Genomic DNA, 17,849 nt, shown 5'->3' with positions numbered 1-17,849 from the left:
TTCGCCGCGGCCGGACCGGTCAGGGCGCCAGCAGCGCCGCGATCACCAGCAGGGCGGGCACCGCGAAAATCGTCGTGAGCAGGACGACGTCGCGGGCGATCGGCATACCGCGCTCGTACCGCGCCGCGAAGTTGTAGACGTTCTGCGCCGTCGGCAGCGCCGCGAGGGCGACCGCGGCGAACAGCGGCTGGCCCTCCATCCCGAAGGCGAAGCGCGCGACGAGGAACGCGACGAGCGGCATGACGGCCGACTTCAGCACGACGGCCACCGCGATCGGTGTGCGACCCGTGCCGGCCCGCAGCGGGCGCGAGCCGACCAGCGACATCCCGAACGCCATGAGGACGAGCGGCACGGCCGCCCCGCCGAGCAGGACGAACGGCTGGAGCAGCGCATTCGGCACCTGCACCCCGCTGACGTCCACCAGGATTCCGAGCACCGAGGCGATGATCATCGGGTTGCGCACCGGCTGCGTCAGGATCGAACGCACCGACACGGAACCCCGGCTGGTCGAGTCGAGCACGGTCAGGGCGATCGGCGCGAACACGATCAGCTGCAGCAGCAGGACGGGCGCGACGTACGACGCGCTGCCGAGCACGTAGACCGCCACCGGGAGGCCGATGTTGTTCGCATTGACGTAGCCCGCGCCGAGAGCCCCGATCGTCGTCTCCGGCGCCGGCGCCCGGAAGAACGCCCGGGAGAGCGCGACGAACGCCCCGGCGCTCACCAGTGCGGCGATCGCCGCGACCAGCAGCTGAGTGGAGAACACCACATGCAGGTCCGCCCGGGCGAGCGTGACGAAGAGCAGAGCCGGATTCGTCACGAAGAACGCGATCCGGTTGAGGACGTAGGGGGCGGTCGGGCCGCCGATCCGTAGCCGTCCGGCGACATAGCCCACGAGGATGACGAAGGCGATGATCCCGAACCCGGTCAGCACACCGCCCACCGGTACAGCGTACGGGAGGGACGGACGCGCCCGTCACCGCCGGGTCAGCGCACCGTTCCGCGGGACGGTCGGGAGACCCGCACGGCGAGCGTGACCAGCAGGATCAGCGCGGCACCGGCGAAGGCGGTGATGGCGACCGGTGCGGACGGGAGTGTTCCGGTCAAGCGGGAGACGCCGATCCAGGCCAGTCCCCAGGCCGAGGCGATCGCGGGGGCGAAGCGGCCCCCGTCCCAGATCGCGAGCGCGCATCCGATGACCGTGAAGGCGGCGAGCATCCCGATTGCCCACGCGTGGGGGCTGGCGCCGAGACCGTCGAACCCCACCACCTGCAGCAGCGAGGTCACGTTGGCCACGGTCGCCACCATCACCCAGCCCAGGTAGAGGCCGACCACCCCGTCGAGCAGCACGCCGTCGGCCGTCGAATCACCGGGGTGGCGTCGGAGGATCACGAAGGCGACGACGAGGACGACCAGCAGCGCCACGATGGCCACGACCGAGAGCGCCAGCTGCCCTGCCTGGACGGAGAGGATCCACGCGGCGTTGAGCAGCAGCGAGGCGAGCACCCAGAAACCCGCGCGGCGCTGGCGCTCGCGGGCGGCCTGCGACGGAAGCGCCTGCCAGATCGCATACGCGACGAGGCCGGCGTAGACGACCGACCAGATCGCGAAAGCGGGGCCGGCGGGGGCGAGGAGGGTCGCATCCGCGCTGAGGGCACCGCCCGCGACGTCGGGGATGGGCGTCCCGCCCGCAAGACCGGACCCGACGACGGCGCCGATCAGGGCGACGACGGTTCCGGCGATCACCAGCGACTGGCGGACGCGGTCGGCGGCCATGGGCCGCGCGGCGGCGAGCGTGCTCATGCGACGCACGGTAGTCCCGAACGGCGAGGCGGTGAAGTGACGGGCCGGGTCAGCGGGACGCCACGACCACCGTCGCCCCGAGCTCCTCGTCCGATTCGACGCGTACGGCCAGCCCGGCGGCGGCGAACAGCCCCGCGGACGCCCGCGCCTGCTCCGCCGCCGCCTCGATCAGCAGCCGACCGCCCGGCGCCAGCCAGTGGGCGGCCTCTGCAGCGATCCGGCGGTGGATGTCGAGCCCGTCCGGTCCCCCGTCGAGCGCCGTCCCCGGCTCGTGGTCGCGCGCCTCCGGCGGCATGAGGGCGATCGCGGCGGTCGGGACGTACGGGGCGTTGACGGCCAGCACGTCGACCCGCCCTCGCAGTTCGCGGGGCAACGCCGCGAAGAGGTCGCCCTCGAAGACCCGGCCGCCGGGGAGGTTCCACCGGGCGCAGCGCGCCGCGGCCCCGTCCAGGTCGGCCGCGAACACCTCGGCGTCGGGCACCTCCGCTGCGACGACCGCGCCGATCGCTCCCGCACCGCAGCACAGGTCGACGACCAGCGGCGTCGACCGCTCCCCAGCGAGCGCCGCCGCTCGATGCGCCAGCAGCTCCGTCCGGCGTCGCGGGACGAACACCCCGGGCTCGATGTGCAGGCGCATCCCGCAGAACTCCACCCATCCCAGAAGCGGCTCCAGCGGTTCCCCGGCCACCCGGCGTGACACCAGGTCCTCCAGCGCCGCCGGGGTCCCGGCCGCCTCGGCCAGCAGCCGGGCTTCGTCTTCGGCGAAGACGCATCCGGCGGCGCGGAGGCGAGCGACGATCGCGGGGTCGGGTTCCGGCACGCCGCAATGCTAGCGGCCGGCGCCGGCTCAGTACGGGCGCTGGGAGAGCAGCCGGGCGAGGTGTGCCGCGTTCTTGGCGACCGCCGCGTTGGTGCTCTCCACCGCCTCCGGGGCCTTGTCGAGATCCTTGTAGTCGACCGAGCCCATCGCCTCGCCGTTCCAGTAGGTCGCCCCCTGCGAAGGGATGCTGAAACCGACGTCGTTGAGACCCTGGAAGATGTCGGCGATGATCGCGTGCGCGCCGTCCTCGTTGCCCACGACGCCGACGATCCCGACCTTCCCTTCGACCAGCGGCCGGCCGGCGTCGTCGGTCTCGGAGAGTTCCGCGTCCAGTCGTTCGAGCGCCCGCTGCGCGATCGACGAGAGGTGCCCCATCCACGTCGGCGTCACGATCAGGAGGATGTCGGAGGCGATGATCTGCTCCCGGATGTGCGGCCACTGATCGCCGTCGCCCTCGTCGAGCTCGACGCCGGGCTTGATGTCGTAGTCGGCAAGACGGACGGCGGTGCCGGTCACATCGTGCGTCGCCAGCTCGTCGAGCACCTGCCGTGCGAGGAGCTGACTGCTCGACTCCCCCGGCGACGGCTTGAGGGTGCAGACGAGGGCGAGCGCGGTCAGAGGTCGGGTGTCATCGGTCATGGCGCGAGTGAACGCGCCGCCCACCCGATACGCAAGGTCTGCTGGGCGACTCTTGACCTCACGCCCAGGTGATCGTATGGATGGGTGATGAAGCGCATCCATTACGCGAGCGGCTCCCTGCTCACCGGCGACGACATCGCCGACGTCATCGTGCGCTTCGCCGCAGCGTTGGCGGTCACCAACGGGGCAGCCGAGGTGCACGCCCCCGCCGTGGTCGACGGCGGCTCCACCGGCGAGGTGCTGCTCCTGCTCGGACCGGCCAGCCAGATGCTCGCCGAGGAGGAGTCGTACGGCGGCGGTGAGCTGCACGATGAACGGTTCGTCTCGGACTGCGAGCACAAGATCGCGGCCCTGGGCCCGCAGCGCGCGACCTACGTCGAGCACGGCATCGAGGATGTCCCGGATATCGATCTCGACCTCTTGTGACGCGGCGCGATCGGCGACCGCACTGGCGCAACCTCCTTCCCCGCGTACTATCGGGCAGGAACGGATGACCGGGGAGAGGTAAATGCAGGTGTTCCACGTCTACATCGACGACCTGAGGTTCACCTTCGTCGACCGCGCCCCGGTCGAGGAATTGAAAGCTCGAGTGGTCGAGGCCAGCCGGAGTGACGGCGATTTCGTCGCGATCGCCCAGTCCAGCCGGCCGCCGAGCGAGATCTTCGTCACCGCCCAGACGCGCGTGCGCATCGAGACCGCCACCATCCCCCGCGATCCCGTCGCTTCCGGAGCCGCCTCCGGAGAAGACGACGACGACGCCTTCTGGTTCGATTTCGACTCGCTGGCCTGAAGTCAACCGCTTCCGCACCGCGCCCCCGTGGGGGATGCTCAGGGCATGCCGACGTCGACGTCCCTCTGGCTCGAGACCTCACCGCCCATCCCCACCGACACCTTCGAATGGGACGGGCACTACGACACGATCGTCGTCGGCGCGGGCCTGACGGGACTCGCCACCGCCCTGATGCTGGCCCGGTCCGGGATGCGCGTGCTCGTCCTCGAAGCGCGCACGGTTGGGGCGGTCACCACCGGGAACACGACCGGCAAGGTCAGCCTGCTCCAGGGCACCACCCTCTCCGGCATCCGCCGGCACGCGTCGGAGGCCGTCCTCTGCGCCTATGTCGACGGAAACACGGCCGGGCAGGGCTGGCTGCTCGACTTCCTTGAGGAGCAGGCCGTGCCGTACGAGCTGCGCGACGCGGTCACCTACGCGACCACCCTCGACGGGCTCGACAAGCTGGATGCGGAACTCGCCGCCGCGCGCATCGCGGGCCTGGATGCCGTCCAGGAGCGGACCACCGAGCTCCCGTTCGGCGTCGAGGGCGCCCTGACCCTCTCCGGTCAGGCGCAGGTGCACCCGATGCAGGTGCTCGCCGCGCTCGCCGCCGAGGTGCGCCGCCTGGGCGGACGGATCGTCGAGGGGGAACGGGTGACCGACGTGTCGGCCGCGAAACCCGCCGTGGTGACCAGCGCCTCCGGCACCTCCCGGGCCGACCAGGTGGTGCTCGCGACCGGGACGCCCATCCTCGACCGCGGTCTGTACTTCGCGAAGGTGGAGCCGACGCGTTCCTACGTCACCGCGTACCGCGTCCCCGGCGACCTCCCGCAGGGCATGTACATCTCGGCGGACTCGCCGACCCGGTCGCTGCGGACGGCTGCGGGCGCCGACGGCGGCCCGCTGCTCCTCGTCGGCGGCAACGGGCACCCGGCCGGCCGGGCGGACTCGCCCGCCGAGAAGCTCGCCGACCTGACTTCCTGGGCCGAGCGCACCTTCCCCGGTGCCGAGCGCACCCACTGGTGGGCCGCCCAGGACTACCGGTCGGCCAACCGCATCCCCTTCGTCGGCTGGCTTCCCCGCGGCCGGGGCCGCGTCTACCTGGCGACCGGGTACGACAAGTGGGGCATGACGAACGCGATCGCGTCGGCGCTCAGCCTCGCGGCCGACCTGACCGGCGAAACGCTCGAGTGGGCGCGCGTCATGCACCGCCGGGTGACCCGGCCGGTGGACATCGCCTCGGGCGTGGCGATGAACGCGGGCGTGGGCAGAGCCGCCCTCACCAAGTGGGCGGCCGCACAGACGGCTCCCGAGCTCACCGACGCGCCCGTGGCCGAAGGCACCGGCGTCGTCGGCCGACGCGGCCGCACGCCGGTGGCCGTCTCGACGGTCGAGGGGACGACGTGCGCGCTGACCGCTGTCTGCAGCCACCTGGGCGGCGTCGTGCGGTGGAACGACGCCGAGCTCTCGTGGGACTGCCCGCTGCACGGCTCGCGCTTCGCCCCGGACGGCTCCGTGCTGGAGGGGCCGGCCACACAGCCGCTCGCTCCAGCCCCTGCCGTCCGCACGGACGAAACCCCCGCCTGACCGCTGGGCCTCGCGGAACGGGAGGGTCGGACGCCGCGATGAGACCGTGCGCATGCCCCTAGTCAGGCTGTTCCGCGCGGGAGTATGGTCGCGGCATGACCATTCCTGACGACGAGAGCACGCCGCGCCCCGCTGGGGCCGACGACCCCACGACTCCGCCGCCCGCATCCGGCCCGACCCCTCCGGCCGCCCCGACTCCTCCGGCACCCCCGGCCCCTCCGGCCCCTCCGGCCTCCGACCAGGGCTTCCCCGCGGCTCCGCCGCCTCCGCCCGCCGCCCACCCGGCGTCCAGCGCATCGGCCTCGGGCTACCCCGCACCGGGCACCGCAGGCGGACCCGTCGGCGACCCTTCGGTCCCGCCGCGTACCGTCAACATCGCCTTCTGGCTGTACGTCGTCGGCGCCGTCCTCAGCGTCATCAGCGGCATCATCACGATCGCCACCATCGGCGGACAGCGCGACCAGTTCCTGCGCACCGTTCAGAACTCGAACCAGACCCAGGGCCAGAACGCGCAGAGCGTCGTGGATGCGGTCATCGCCGGCGCGACCGTATGGGCGATCATCACGCTCATCTTCTGGGCGGTGACGTTCGTCCTGTTCGCGTTCTTCATGCGTCGCGGCGCGAACTGGGCCCGCATCATCCTGACCGTGCTGACGGCCCTGTCCCTTCTCAACATCCTCGCCGGCTACGGCGTGGGCTTCGTCCAGTTCGTCGCGACCGTCGTCGCGCTGGTGCTGATGTGGCTGCGCCCGTCGAACGAGTACTTCGCCGCCGTGAAGGCCACGAAGGTCCCGCGCTCCTAGAACGCGCCGACATCGCCGCCGCTGCCGGGAGCACTCCTGGCAGCGGCGGCGATCTGTATGCGGGCGCGTACACTCGCGGCATGGACCTGCGGGATGTGGCCGGCGAACTCTACGCTGCCGCACCGGCCGACTTCATCTCCAAGCGGAACGCCGCGGCCGCCGAAGCGGATCGGGAGACCGCCAAGCAGATCAAGACGCTGCGCAAGCCATCGGCGTCGGCCGCGGCGATCAACGAACTCGTGCGCGACCATCCCGACCTCATCGGCGATGTGCTCGACATCGGCGCGCGGATGCGAGAGGCGTTCGCGTCGCGCGACCGCGCCGAGATCCGCTCCCTCACCCAGGAACGGCAGCGCCTGCTGCAGCGAGCCACGGACGGCCTCGACCTCAGCCCGGCGGTGCAGCGCGAGGTGGAGGAGACGCTGCAGGCGGCGGTGATCGACGCGGCTGCGGCGGCCGCGGTCCGGAGCGGGATGCTGGTGCGCGCACTCGAGTCGACAGGGCTCGAGCAGGTGGATGTGTCCGACGCGGTCGCACTGCCGGTCGAGATCGAGGACTTCCCCGCGCCGAAGGCGGGACGGCGGAAGGCCGCGACGGGCGGGTCGGCCGACGCCGGCGAGGCGGCGACGGATGGCGAGCCCGTCGAGGCCGAGGAGGCCGGTGAGGCGGAGCCGCCCGCCGAATCGCCGAGCGAGCGCCGCGAGCGCCAGCGCCGCATCCGCGCCGCCGAGAAGGCCGTCGAGCGGGCCCGCACCGACGCCGACGCGCTGGACGACGAACTCGACGAGACGGTCGACCGCCGCGGCGACCTGGAGGCGGAACGCGAGTCGCTGCAGCGGCGACTGCAGCGGATCGGGGACGAACTCAGCGAGGCGCGCGCCACCGAACGCGAGCTGCGGAGCCGCCTCTCGGACGCACAGCGCGCCGTCCGCGAAGCCGAGCGCGACCTGCGCGACGCCCGCGACGACTGACGCGCGCGGCTCAGCCGACCCAGCGCTCCAGGAGCTCGTCCCAGTCGGACTGGTAGCGACCGAGTCCGAACCGTTCGAGCGCCCACTCGCGGGCCCGCGCACCCGCCTCCGCCCCGCGTCCCGGGTCGTCCACGAACGCCCGCACCGCGTCGTGCAACTCCGTGACGTCGGACGAGATCGCGCCGACGCCCGGCACCACCGCGCGGCGCGCATCCGTCGCATCCAGCGCCACCACCGGCACGCCGGCCGTCATGGATTCGAGCAGGGCGAGCCCGAGCGACGTCCAGCGGTTGGGATGCACGTACACGCGCCTGCGCCCGATCTCCGAGAACAGCCGGGGCGCCTCGATGTCGCCCGCGGCCACCACGCGGTCCCCGCCCACGCCGAGCGCCTGCGCGAGCCCGTCGACCTGCATCCCGAACACGTCCACCGGTGCGACCGCGGCGAAGCCGCCCAGCAGGTCCGAGCCGGTCACCCGCCACCGGCGCACCGGCTCGTTGATGACGGCCGCTGCCCGCGGCAGCTCGCCCGTGAAGTGTGTGCCGTAGTCGACCACTCCGTGCTCGATCACGGTCGTGCGCGTCGAACCGGTGTCCCAGAACAGGGCGTTGAAGTGGGTGACGTGAGCGATGATCAGGTCGTCGCGGTCCGAGAGGGGATGGCGCGAGTTCGGCACACCCTCCTGCGGCGTGTTGTGCTCGACGAAGACGACCGGCACATCCACGCCCGGACGACGGCCGGTCAGCTGCTCGACCAGGTCGAACTCCTCCAGCCGCTGCACGACCACGGCGTCGAACGGTGTGGTCGCGAGCTCCGCCTCGGGGACGTCGACGACGTTCGCCGGCCACGGACGCGCTCCGACGCCGCCTTCCCCGGCCGCGTCGAGCGGCAGCAGGTAGGTGTGGCGGCCGCGCACGAACGCGTCCATCCAGCCGCCGTGGACCTGCCACACGAGCAGCCGCAGGGCGCGGCTCACAGCCGGGTTCCGGTGCCCGGGTGGCCCCGTACTTCGAGCGGACCGGTCTCCGGAGCCGGTCCGTCCTGGTCCTGACCCGCGGCGACACCGGCGTGGGTGTGACCCGCTACGCCGTGCGCGGCTGTGTGCGGCTCCTTCTGCGGGCACAGCTTGCCGCAGTACGGGCAGATGTAGCCGTCGCCGAGTCGCGCCTCACCGACGAGCCGGTACTCGAGCACGTCGCCGTCGCGGTCGAGGGCGAACTCGACGTAGGCGGGGCGCTCCAGGGAGGGGATCGGGATGCGCATGCTCGCGAACGGCCGTCCGTCATCCCCGAGCGGAACCCACAGCTTCTCGGGCGCCGGCCCGAAGATCGAGCCGGCTTTGTCGACGCGCGCCGGCCGGTGGTCGTCGCGCACGTGCAGGATGTGGCCCGTCCGCAGCATGTCCCGCGGCAACGCCTGATACAGCTCGGGAACCCCGTACGCGATGGCGCCACGACGCAGGCGCGAGAACCCCTCCTCGGTGTCGTCGCCCATGACCACGAACGGCGGCGCTTCGGGAGTGCGCAGCACGATCGCGGTGCCGCCCGACGGGCTGTCCGAGATCAGCTGCAGCAGCGCGGTGGCATCGACCCGTGCGGCGTCACGCATGCGCCACCGACACCGGCTCCGCCTCCGCGTCCGCCGCGCGACGCCCGAGCTCGGCGTCGAAGCGCGCGCCCCACACCCGATCCGCCTGCTCGATCAGGCACTCGGCCAGCCGGCCGACCACCTCGACATCGGTCAGCAGCGTCTCGCCCTCCGGCCCGCGGCCCACCGGCCGGCCGCGCAGGAGCCACGCGAACGGTTCGGGACGCGGGCCGTCCGGCGATGGGTGACGCGGGGCCGGGAGCCTGCTCAGCCGCCGCGCGATCCACTCGGACCGGGGAAGCGTCCACCAGGGCTCCGGGTCGAGGAGCTGCGCCGCGAGGCCCGGCAGCGGGAGCCCGCTCTCGGCGTCGACGGAGCCCTCCTCGAGGTCGGCCGCATAGCCGGCCGAGAAGCGGACGTACAGGCCGGGACCGGTATCGAGCAGTTGCTCGACTTCAGAGAGCTGATAGAGCACGGGAACCTCCGGTCGGGGTGGAGTCGGCGGCATCCGCGATGCGGTAGCGGCACTCCATGCGGGTGCGCGCGACGAGTTCGAACTCGTGCCAGGACGGGCGGTCGAGCGACGGGATGGGGATGCGGATGCGCGAGGGCGCCTCGCCCTCCGCGTCCTCGGGGACGAGGACGACCACGTCCGTCGCCCCGAACACCGAGGCCGAACAGGCAAACCGCGCCTGCACGTAGCGATCGGAGTCGACGATGATCGCCGGCTCGGACTCGGCCGGGTAGTCGTCCCTCGACTGCTCGCGGTACGGCTCGCTGAGTCCGTGCACGCCCGGACCTCGCCGCATCCGCACGAACAGGTCGCGGCCTCCGAAGACGTCGAGCCGCAGGGAGGACGGGACCGGCGCATCCACGAGGACGGCGACCGGAGTGCGGGCGCGCCGCGGCAACATCATCAGCACCGCCGTCGCCGTCAATTCGCCCATGCAAGCAAGCTAAATCGACTGTGTCCCCGAAAGCAGGGGATTGACGATGCTGCTCGACAGTGCGGCTCCCGCTAGGGCAGGTGGCGCGCCACGTCCTCCTCGGACATGATGACCATCCCGCCGGTGCGCTGAGAGGTGTGCATGAGAGCTTCCAACCACTGCGGGTTGATGGCCGGCGGACGGCTGCCGCTGAACTGGAACGCCAGCGGGACCTCTCGGCTGATCCAGAGGGAGACGCGACCGGAGCCCTGCTCGACGGGCACATCCCAGTTCAGAAGGAAGCTCTCGTGACGCCGGAGTTTGGCGACGACCGCGAGCTTGACGTGGCTGAGCACGCGGTCATCGAGGTCGTACTCCTGGCCCGCTCCGTAGACGAGTTTTCCCATGACCTCATAGTGCCCTAACGAGGCAGCGGATTTGCGGTGTGTCAGGGGGATTGACACCGGTACCACTCCGTGGTTAGGGGGTGCTGGCGAACTGCGGCAGCAACTCTCCGCCGGTCTCGAACAGTCCTTTCTCCAGACCTGTCACGCGGTCCCACTGGCCGACGAGTGGATGCGCGAGCAGCGCCATCCGGACCAGGCGGCGGTCCCCCGTCACGGCGGCCCGAGCGGCCAGCCGCTCGTACGCGCTGACGTGCTGGATCAGCCCGACGAGTTCCGGCGCGACCGGCGCCTGCGGCAGCGGCGTCGCGCCCGACGCATCCACCCGGCACAGCGTCTCGATCACGTCGTCGTCCGCGAGGCCCGCGATCAGACCGTGGTTCCAGACGTTCACGACGTGGTTATCCCCCGTGCCCGCGACCAGGGAGGCCAGCAGGGCGGTGGCGGCCTCGCTGTAGAACGCGCCGCCGCGCGCCTCCAGCTGCGGCGGTTTGGTGTCGACGGACGGGTCCGCGTACAGCGCCAGCAGCTCGCGCTCGACGTCCGCCACGACCGTCGCGCGCGGAGTGCCCGCCTTCAGCTCGGCGACCGTCGCGTCATGGGCGTAGTAGTACTTCAGGTAGTAGGACGGGAGCACGCCGAGATCGCGGATCAGGTCGCCGGTGACGCCGCCGCGGCGGCCCAGTTCGTCGGCGCGCTCCGCGATCATGCCGGGCAGCACATCCACACCGTCCACGCGGATGTGACGCACCCACGACAGGTGGTTGAGACCGACCGGGTCGACCTCCACGCGGTGCGGTTCCACCGCGTGCTCGCGCGCGATCCAGCGCTGCACGCCGATCGCGAAGTTGCACAGGCCGATCGCCTTGTGGCCGTCATCGAGCAGCGCCCGGGTGTTGATGCCCACCGGGTTCGTGAAGTCGACGATCCAGGCGTCCGGCTTGGCCCGCTCGCGGGCCTCGCGGGCGATGTCGAGCACGACGGGGACGGTGCGCAGCGCCTTGGCGAGGCCGCCCGCTCCCGTCGTCTCCTGCCCGACGCACCCGCAGGCGAGCGGGAACAGCTCGTCCTGGAGCCTCGCCCGCTGACCGCCGACCCGCAGCTGGATGAGGACCGCATCCGCACCCTCGATCGCCGCCGACCGATTCGTGGTCAGCGTCACCGGGACCTCGGCGCCCTGGCGCGCGAGCATCCGGCGCACCATGCCGCCGACGATCTCCAGGCGGGGACCGTCGGTATCCATGAGCCACAGCTCGTCAACGGTGAGACGCTCGCGCTCGTTCCACAGGCCCGAGACGAGCTCCGGGGTGTACGTGGAGCCGGCGCCGATGACCGTGACCTTCATCGCGGATCCTTCCGTTCGGTGCGTTCGGTGGGTTCGGCGCGTTTGGTTATGGCCCGGACGAGGCCGTCGACCGGACGGAACTCGAGCGGACGCGGGTCGAAGCCGAGGTCGCGCAGGCCGTCGGCGACGAGGTCGCGGAACCCGGGGTCGGAGAAGACGCCACCGGCGAGGACGGCCGGGGTGCCGGGTGGGATGGTGGCGGCGGCGGGCGGGGTGGCCGGGGTGGCCGCGGTTCCGGGTGAGACCGCACCGCCCCACGCGCGGCCGGCGACCACCGACGCGAGCAGGACGGCCTCACGTGCCGCGTCATCCCGGAGGGCGGTGGCGACCGCGTCGCCCTCGGCAGCGGCGCGGGTGACGGTCGCGGCGAGCGCGCCGACGTCGCGCATCGTGACGGCGCCGTCCCGGATCGCGCGTGCGAGTGCGATGGTGTCCGCGGTGCCGGTAGCGGCGAGGACCAGCGGCAGCAGCGTCGTCGCGGGTCCGCGGCCGTCCTCGGCGCGCGCGGCAGCACGGACCGCTTCGCGACCGAGCTGATCGCCGCCGCCGGCAGCGCCGTCGCCGCTCGGCCAGCCGAGTGCTGGGACGGTCGTCAGTCCGTACGGGCCACGAGCGATCGCGTTGAGGCCTGCGCCGCAGACGATGGCGAGCGCATCGCCGAGGCCTGCGCCCGCGTCGAGCACGGCGACGGCGTCGCCGACCACGTCCACCTCCGCGTTCGGGAACAGTCGGCTCAAGACGGCGGAATGCCCGACCTCGTCGCCCGGGAAGTCGAGCCCGGCGACCGCGGCCGACACGCGGCGGACCGCGGCGACGTCGACTCCGCCCTCGATCAGGAGGTCGGAGACCGCCGCCGCGACCGCGTTCGGGCCTGTGCCGCTGCCGGGTCCGATGGCGCGGGTGCGCTCCTGCAGGCCGTCCGGACCGGCGCCGAGCACGACGACCTCGGTCTTCGAGTTGCCGCCGTCGATCGCGACGGACAGTCCGGGATGCGCGGCTGAGTGCGTGGGGGTGATGAGCGTCGTCCTTTCGCCGCGCCCATCCTGCCGCAAATATGGGATCGTTGCCAGCCTCGGGGCAGCGGCCGCCGTCGAGTGGTGAGTCGATGCGCGAATCCTCGTCGAGTCGCGACGTCATGTCACCACTCGAGCCCGGGCGGAGCCGGGGGCGCGGTTACAGCGCGCGGGGAGCGGCGGTGGAGCCGCGCGGGAGCACCTGGGCCTCGAGGACGACGGTCTGCGGAGCTGCGGACGGGTTCTGGAGGCGCTCGAGCAGGCGGTCGAGAGCCGTCTCGCCGAGCGACACCGCATCCTGTGCGACGGCCGTGATGCCGGGGCTGACCATGCTCATCCACTCGGAGTCGTCGAACGAGACGACGCTCAGATCTTCGGGGATGCGCAGGCCGAGATCGTTCGTCGCGCGCCAGACGCCCTCGGCGAGCAGGTTGTTCGCGGCGAAGATGGCGGTCGGATGGTCGCGCCGAGCCAGGATGTCGATCGCCGACTTGCGGGCGCCGTCCGCATCCCAGCCGGTCGAGATGACGAGCGACGGGTCGGCGGCGATGCCGGATCCCTCCAGAGAGGTGCGGTAGCCGGCGGCGCGCTCGCCACCGGTGGTCCACGTGGTCTCGTCGATGAACAGCGCGATGCGGCGGTGGCCGAGGTCGATGAGGTGGTCGGTCATCCGCTTGGCGACGCCGGCGTTGTCCACGATCACCGCGTCGCAACGCCCCGCGGAGAACTGACGGTCCGCCTCGATCACCGGGATGTGCTGGCGCATCAGGTACTCGGACACGTCTCCCGACAGGGGCGTGACGATCACGCCGGCGACACGGGTGGCCACGAACGCGCGCGCCGCATCCATCTCGGCCTCGGTCGAGCCCTGGTCGTCGACCAACATCATCGTGTAGCCCTCGCGGCGAGCGCGGGCGGCGATGCCGGCGGCCAGGTCGGCATAGAAGGCGTTGCGCAGGTCGGAGACGAGCACGCCGATCGTACGGCTGTCCTGCTTGCGCAGGCTGCGGGCCATCGCGTGCGGCACGTACCCGAGCGACTCGGCGGCCGCGAGCACACGCTCGCGGACCCCCGCAGCGACGTACCCCTCGCCGCTCAGTGCCCGCGACGTCGTCGACTGGGACACGCCGGCCGCCAGCGCGACATCCTTCAGCGTCGCGCGCCGCGGGGTCCCCTCGGCGTCGTTCTCGATCATCGCACCCTCTCCACGGGCGCCGGAGCGCCGGACGCCCGGCGAATCCACCCTAATGGTCGCCGGCCCACCCCGGCTCCCCGGGCGTCCTCGCGGCTCGGCGCCGCATCCCGTGCCCGGGGATCCGCGAGCCGCGCAGCCCCGTGACGACTCGCGGGCGCGGGTGTACCGTGCGCCTCACACACAGACAGTCCCCCCGCCGGTACCGCCCGCATAGCCGAGACGGGCCCCATCCGCGCCGAGGCCGTCCCCGCCGGGAAAGGCCTGGGTTCCGGTTGCATGGCACGCTCAGGAAGACTTATAGTCGCAGCTATGTGGTAACGATGCCACACCGCGCCGACGAAGGCGGGGGACGGATCGAAAGGGTGGCGATGACGATCACCGAGCTCGCTGACGCGATCAAGGGAGGCCGGTGATGGCCGTCCTCACAGATGCGTCACGCAGCAAAACCCGAGCGGACGACCGCAAGCCCGCCAAGAAGCGGGGCACCAAGTACAACCGGCGTGAAGCGATCGCGGGCTACCTCTTCATCAGCCCGTGGATCATCGGCTTCCTGGTGTTCACGCTGGGTGCGATGCTGTACAGCCTCTTCATCTCGTTCAGCAACTACAACCTGGCCACCAACAGCTCGACCCCGGCCGGAGTGGACAACTACGCCGAGCTCTTCAACGACCCGAAGGTCGCGCTCTCGCTCGGCAACACACTCTTCTACGCCGTCATGGCCGTTCCGCTGGAGATCATCTTCGCGCTGCTCCTCGCCCTCCTCCTCAACTGGGTTGGACGCGGCGCCGGCGTGTTCCGCACCCTCTACTACCTGCCCAAGATGACACCGGCCGTGGCGACCGCATCCATCTTCCTGCTGCTGCTGAACGGCAACACGGGCGCGATCAACCGGTTCCTCGCCATCTTCGGCATCGAGGGTCCGCAGTGGCTGATCGACCCGAACTGGGTGAAGCCGTCGATCGTCCTGATGACCCTGTGGGGCGTCAGCGGCACGATGGTGATCTTCCTCGCGGCGCTCAAGAACGTCCCCCAGGACCTCTACGAGGTCGCGTCGCTCGACGGCGCTGGACCCATCCGCAAGTTCTTCACCATCACGATCCCGATGATCTCGCCGGCGATCTTCTTCAACGTCGTCGTGCTGACGATCGCGGCGCTGCAGGTGTTCGATCAGGCCTACCTGCTGTTCTGGCGAGATCAGACGAACGCGTCGCCCGACTCATCGCTGTTCTACGGGGTGTACCTCTTCCAGCAGGCCTTCCGCCAGTTCAACTTCGGCTTCGCTGCGGCAATGGCCTGGCTGCTGTTCGTGATCATCCTGCTCATCACGCTCATCCAGGTGAAGGTCAGCAACCGCCTCGTCTACTACGAAGGAGACAAGTGATGTCGTCCGCGACCCAGTCCACTGCTGCCGCGGCTCTGGCCCCGCTCGCCTCCGAACTGGAGGCGGCGCAGCTCCAGGGCAGCACCCCCAACGGCCGCGGCGACAAGCCCGTCGGCAGCCGCTGGTACAAGCCCAAGTCGATCGTCGGCAAGACGCTCCTGTGGATCGTCGCCATCGGGTTCGCCCTGCTGTTCCTCTACCCGTTCGCCTGGCTGCTCGCCGCGAGTCTCAAGCCGCGCGAGGAGGTGTTCGACAACTCGCTGTGGCCCAAGACGTTCACGCCGCAGAACTACGTCGAGGTCTGGAATCAGCTCCCGCTGCTCTCGTGGATCGGCAACAGCGTCATCATCGCGCTGCTCGCCGCAGGGCTCGTGGCCATCTCGAGCTCGGTGGTCGCGTTCGGGTTCGCGTACTTCAAGTTCCCCGGCCGCACGCTGCTGTTCGGACTGGTGCTGGCGACCATGATGCTGCCGGGCGCGGTCACGATGGTCCCGCAGTACCTGATCTGGAAGAACCTGGGACTGATCGGCACGTGGATCCCGCTGTTCGGCATGAACCTGTTCGGGTCGGCGTTCTACATCTTCTTGCAGCGGCAGTTCTTCATGGGGCTGCCGCGTGAGCTGTTCGAGGCCGCACGCCTCGACGGCGCCAGCTACTGGAAGCTGTTCACCCGGATCGCGATGCCGCTCAGCGTCCCGTCGTTCATCATCATCTTCCTGTTCGAGTTCCAGGCCAGCTGGAACAACCTGCAGGCGGCGCTGATCTACCTGAACGCGGGAGGCGTGGACGGCTTCACGGTCCCGCTCGGCATCTCGTACGCGATGACCACGTTCAGTCCGACCAACGGCGGGCACGGCGACTACCAGTTCGTCATGGTGGCCGCGCTCATCGTGACGCTGCCCATGCTGCTGCTGTTCGGCTTCGGCCAGCGGTACTTCATCGAAGGGGTGGCGACGCAGGGCCGGAAGGGCTGATCATCCCGGACACCGGGCGCGGATGGACACGGTCCACCGCGCCCGGTAACGTTTAACCCCCCTAGCGACGATTCTCGGATCGAGCCGGCGGGTGGGAGGACCACCTGTTCCGGATTCGAAAGGCACGTCGTGACATCCCCCTCTCCCTCCCCCTCCCTGTTCGCGTCCCGCGACTTCCGGCTGCTGCTGGCCGGTCAGACCACGAGTCAGCTGGGTGCGCAGGTTTCCGCGGTCGCCCTGCCGCTGCTCGCCGTCGTGACGCTGCACGCGACGCCGTTCGACGTCGGGATGCTCGGCGCCGCATCCACCGTCGCCTTCGCCGTGCTGGGCCTGCCCGCCGGCGCGTGGGTGGACCGGATGCGCCGGCAGCCGCTGCTGATCGCCAGCGACGTCGTGCGCGCTCTCCTGATGGCGACCATCCCTCTCGCCGCGGTGTTCGGGCTGCTGTCGATGGGGCAGCTGCTCGTCGTCTCGCTGCTCGCGGGGGTCGCCCGCGTGTTCTTCGACGTCGGGTATCGCAGCTACCTTCCGTCGGTCATCGGCCGGGACCGGGTGCTCGCCGGCAACTCGTCCCTGGAGTTCGTGCGCGCCTCCGGCCAGGTGGCCGGGCCTGCGCTCGGCGGCGTGCTGGTGTCGCTCATCGGGGCGGCGGCGGTCCTGCTGGTGCAGGCCGGCACGTTCGCCGTGTCGGCGCTCTGCCTGGCCGGGATCCGGGCGCGGGAGGATGCGCATCCCGCGCCCGAGCACCGGCGACGGATGCGTACGGAGATCGCCGAAGGGCTCGGCTTCGTCTTCCGCTCGCGCATCCTGCGCGCGACGGCGCTCGCGAGCGCGCTGAGCAACTTCTCGTTCGCAATCGCGTCAGCGGTGAACGTGGTGTTCCTCTCCCGGACCCTCGGCCTGAGCCCGGCGCTCATCGGCGTCGTCATCGCGGCCGGATCGATCACCGTGATGGTGGGCGCGGCCTTCACGACCCGGCTGTCGCGGGCGGTCGGGTCGGTCCGCATCGTGTGGCTGTCGCTCGCGGTGACCGCCCCGCTGTCGCTGCTCGGGGCCTTCGCCCAGCCGGGATGGTGGACGCTGCTGATCGTGCTCGGGATCGCCGCGGGAGAGTTCGGGCAGATCGTCTACGCGATCACGCAGGTCAGCGTCCGGCAGCAACTGTGCCCCGACCGCGTCCTCGGGAGGGTCAACGCGACGATGCAGGTCGTCGTGATGGGGCTGTTCCCCGTCGGCGCGATCGTCGGCGGCCTGCTGGGGAACGCGATCGGCGCGCGCTGGACGCTGGTCGTGGCCGGGGTGCTGCTGCTGGCGTGCCCCGTGGTGCTGTGGCGCGCGCTACGCGGCGCGCGCGAGGTGGCGGACCTCCCCGAGTCGGCGGTCGTTCCGGCGCCGCCGGCGGCCTGACGCCGCGCGCGCGCCGATCGAGTGGTGACTAGATGCCCCAATCGGCGTCGAATTGCGACATCAAGTCACCACTCAAGCCGCACCACCGCGCGAGGTGCTCGTAGATGCGCGTGCGGACGGCGTGTCGAGTGCAAGAGCGAGCACCTGACGAGCACGCGGCGGGAGGCGGGCTCGAGGCGCGTCGGGGCGCGAGGTGCTCGTAGGTGCGTGGGCCGACGGCGT

20 protein-coding genes are annotated in these 17,849 nt (G+C 71.3%); 8 read left to right on the top strand and 12 right to left on the bottom strand.

Annotation, left to right across the window (positions count from 1 at the left end):
• Positions 1-19: 19 nt before the first annotated feature.
• From QRN40_RS07570 to QRN40_RS07555, 4 genes are read right to left on the bottom strand one after another with little or no spacing between them, the layout of a single operon-like run.
• Positions 20-943, bottom strand: coding sequence for an AEC family transporter (locus QRN40_RS07570; RefSeq protein WP_285114951.1), 924 nt, complete (start codon positions 941-943; stop codon positions 20-22).
• Positions 944-987: 44 nt separating this feature from the next.
• Entirely contained in the window at positions 988-1,803 is an 816-nt protein-coding gene (locus QRN40_RS07565; protein WP_285114950.1) for a TspO-related membrane protein, read from the bottom strand.
• 49 nt (positions 1,804-1,852) lie between these two features.
• The gene (locus QRN40_RS07560; RefSeq protein ID WP_285114949.1) at positions 1,853-2,623 is read right to left on the bottom strand and encodes a putative protein N(5)-glutamine methyltransferase; all 771 of its coding nucleotides are present in this window, start codon (positions 2,621-2,623) and stop codon (positions 1,853-1,855) included.
• Positions 2,624-2,650: 27 nt separating this feature from the next.
• Entirely contained in the window at positions 2,651-3,262 is a 612-nt protein-coding gene (locus tag QRN40_RS07555; RefSeq protein WP_285114948.1) for a flavodoxin family protein, read from the bottom strand.
• A gap of 87 nt (positions 3,263-3,349) precedes the next feature.
• Here QRN40_RS07555 and QRN40_RS07550 point away from each other — a divergent pair, with 87 nt between their 5' ends.
• From QRN40_RS07550 to QRN40_RS07530, 5 genes are all read left to right on the top strand, one after another.
• The gene (locus QRN40_RS07550; RefSeq protein ID WP_285114947.1) at positions 3,350-3,688 is read left to right on the top strand and encodes a hypothetical protein; all 339 of its coding nucleotides are present in this window, start codon (positions 3,350-3,352) and stop codon (positions 3,686-3,688) included.
• A gap of 82 nt (positions 3,689-3,770) precedes the next feature.
• Positions 3,771-4,052, top strand: a complete 282-nt coding sequence (locus QRN40_RS07545) for a hypothetical protein (RefSeq protein ID WP_285114946.1) — start codon at positions 3,771-3,773, stop codon at positions 4,050-4,052.
• Positions 4,053-4,097: 45 nt separating this feature from the next.
• Positions 4,098-5,621, top strand: a complete 1,524-nt coding sequence (locus tag QRN40_RS07540) for an FAD-dependent oxidoreductase (RefSeq protein WP_285114945.1) — start codon at positions 4,098-4,100, stop codon at positions 5,619-5,621.
• A gap of 95 nt (positions 5,622-5,716) precedes the next feature.
• A complete protein-coding gene (locus QRN40_RS07535; protein ID WP_285114943.1) occupies positions 5,717-6,424 on the top strand; it encodes a hypothetical protein in 708 nt (235 codons plus the stop codon).
• Positions 6,425-6,504: 80 nt separating this feature from the next.
• Entirely contained in the window at positions 6,505-7,395 is an 891-nt protein-coding gene (locus QRN40_RS07530) for a hypothetical protein (protein WP_285114942.1), read from the top strand.
• 10 nt (positions 7,396-7,405) lie between these two features.
• Here QRN40_RS07530 and QRN40_RS07525 read toward each other — a convergent pair whose 3' ends face one another.
• From QRN40_RS07525 to QRN40_RS07490, 8 genes are all read right to left on the bottom strand, one after another.
• Entirely contained in the window at positions 7,406-8,371 is a 966-nt protein-coding gene (locus tag QRN40_RS07525) for a glycosyltransferase (RefSeq protein WP_285114941.1), read from the bottom strand.
• Complete coding sequence (locus tag QRN40_RS07520) at positions 8,368-9,003, bottom strand: hypothetical protein (RefSeq protein ID WP_285114940.1); 636 nt, start codon at positions 9,001-9,003, stop codon at positions 8,368-8,370. Before QRN40_RS07520 ends, QRN40_RS07525 begins: the two co-directional genes overlap by 4 nt.
• Positions 8,996-9,457: a DUF6098 family protein gene (locus QRN40_RS07515; protein ID WP_285114939.1), complete on the bottom strand. Its 462-nt coding sequence runs from the start codon at positions 9,455-9,457 to the stop codon at positions 8,996-8,998. Before QRN40_RS07515 ends, QRN40_RS07520 begins: the two co-directional genes overlap by 8 nt.
• Positions 9,438-9,929 (bottom strand): hypothetical protein, encoded by a 492-nt coding sequence (locus tag QRN40_RS07510; protein ID WP_285114938.1) that lies wholly within the window; start codon positions 9,927-9,929, stop codon positions 9,438-9,440. Before QRN40_RS07510 ends, QRN40_RS07515 begins: the two co-directional genes overlap by 20 nt.
• 71 nt (positions 9,930-10,000) lie before the next feature.
• Positions 10,001-10,315 carry a DUF7882 family protein gene (locus QRN40_RS07505; protein WP_285114936.1) on the bottom strand — a complete coding sequence of 105 codons (315 nt, stop codon included), beginning with the start codon at positions 10,313-10,315 and terminating at the stop codon, positions 10,001-10,003.
• A 73-nt stretch (positions 10,316-10,388) separates the two neighbouring features.
• On the bottom strand, positions 10,389-11,657 hold the full coding sequence (locus QRN40_RS07500; RefSeq protein ID WP_285114935.1) for a 6-phospho-beta-glucosidase: 1,269 nt from the start codon (positions 11,655-11,657) through the stop codon (positions 10,389-10,391).
• Positions 11,654-12,709, bottom strand: coding sequence for a hypothetical protein (locus tag QRN40_RS07495; RefSeq protein WP_285114933.1), 1,056 nt, complete (start codon positions 12,707-12,709; stop codon positions 11,654-11,656). The genes QRN40_RS07500 and QRN40_RS07495 overlap by 4 nt, the downstream gene beginning before the upstream one ends.
• Positions 12,710-12,830: 121 nt before the next feature.
• Positions 12,831-13,865: a LacI family DNA-binding transcriptional regulator gene (locus QRN40_RS07490; RefSeq protein WP_285114932.1), complete on the bottom strand. Its 1,035-nt coding sequence runs from the start codon at positions 13,863-13,865 to the stop codon at positions 12,831-12,833.
• Between the two features lie 412 nt (positions 13,866-14,277).
• Here QRN40_RS07490 and QRN40_RS07485 point away from each other — a divergent pair, with 412 nt between their 5' ends.
• The 3 genes from QRN40_RS07485 (at position 14,278) to QRN40_RS07475 (ending at position 17,627) form a co-directional block, all read left to right on the top strand.
• Positions 14,278-15,246 carry a carbohydrate ABC transporter permease gene (locus QRN40_RS07485; RefSeq protein WP_285114931.1) on the top strand — a complete coding sequence of 323 codons (969 nt, stop codon included), beginning with the start codon at positions 14,278-14,280 and terminating at the stop codon, positions 15,244-15,246.
• Positions 15,246-16,220 (top strand): carbohydrate ABC transporter permease, encoded by a 975-nt coding sequence (locus QRN40_RS07480; protein ID WP_285114930.1) that lies wholly within the window; start codon positions 15,246-15,248, stop codon positions 16,218-16,220. Before QRN40_RS07485 ends, QRN40_RS07480 begins: the two co-directional genes overlap by 1 nt.
• A 129-nt stretch (positions 16,221-16,349) precedes the next feature.
• The gene (locus QRN40_RS07475; protein ID WP_285114928.1) at positions 16,350-17,627 is read left to right on the top strand and encodes an MFS transporter; all 1,278 of its coding nucleotides are present in this window, start codon (positions 16,350-16,352) and stop codon (positions 17,625-17,627) included.
• Positions 17,628-17,849: the final 222 nt, after the last annotated feature.

The sequence above is a fragment of the Leifsonia sp. fls2-241-R2A-40a genome (assembly GCF_030209575.1).
Taxonomy (GTDB): domain Bacteria; phylum Actinomycetota; class Actinomycetes; order Actinomycetales; family Microbacteriaceae; genus Leifsonia.
Note: the sequence above shows the minus strand (reverse complement) of the source record. Positions and strands in the feature narration are given on the sequence as shown.

Coding starts and splice junctions, on each gene's coding strand:
- QRN40_RS07565 (WP_285114950.1), bottom strand. CDS start 1,803: ATGAGCACGCTCGCCGCCGCGCGGCCCATGGCCGCCGACCGCGTCCGC.
- QRN40_RS07555 (WP_285114948.1), bottom strand. CDS start 3,262: ATGACCGATGACACCCGACCTCTGACCGCGCTCGCCCTCGTCTGCACC.
- QRN40_RS07550 (WP_285114947.1), top strand. CDS start 3,350: ATGAAGCGCATCCATTACGCGAGCGGCTCCCTGCTCACCGGCGACGAC.
- QRN40_RS07545 (WP_285114946.1), top strand. CDS start 3,771: ATGCAGGTGTTCCACGTCTACATCGACGACCTGAGGTTCACCTTCGTC.
- QRN40_RS07540 (WP_285114945.1), top strand. CDS start 4,098: ATGCCGACGTCGACGTCCCTCTGGCTCGAGACCTCACCGCCCATCCCC.
- QRN40_RS07535 (WP_285114943.1), top strand. CDS start 5,717: ATGACCATTCCTGACGACGAGAGCACGCCGCGCCCCGCTGGGGCCGAC.
- QRN40_RS07530 (WP_285114942.1), top strand. CDS start 6,505: ATGGACCTGCGGGATGTGGCCGGCGAACTCTACGCTGCCGCACCGGCC.
- QRN40_RS07520 (WP_285114940.1), bottom strand. CDS start 9,003: ATGCGTGACGCCGCACGGGTCGATGCCACCGCGCTGCTGCAGCTGATC.
- QRN40_RS07510 (WP_285114938.1), bottom strand. CDS start 9,929: ATGGGCGAATTGACGGCGACGGCGGTGCTGATGATGTTGCCGCGGCGC.
- QRN40_RS07505 (WP_285114936.1), bottom strand. CDS start 10,315: ATGGGAAAACTCGTCTACGGAGCGGGCCAGGAGTACGACCTCGATGAC.
- QRN40_RS07500 (WP_285114935.1), bottom strand. CDS start 11,657: ATGAAGGTCACGGTCATCGGCGCCGGCTCCACGTACACCCCGGAGCTC.
- QRN40_RS07490 (WP_285114932.1), bottom strand. CDS start 13,865: ATGATCGAGAACGACGCCGAGGGGACCCCGCGGCGCGCGACGCTGAAG.
- QRN40_RS07485 (WP_285114931.1), top strand. CDS start 14,278: ATGGCCGTCCTCACAGATGCGTCACGCAGCAAAACCCGAGCGGACGAC.
- QRN40_RS07480 (WP_285114930.1), top strand. CDS start 15,246: ATGTCGTCCGCGACCCAGTCCACTGCTGCCGCGGCTCTGGCCCCGCTC.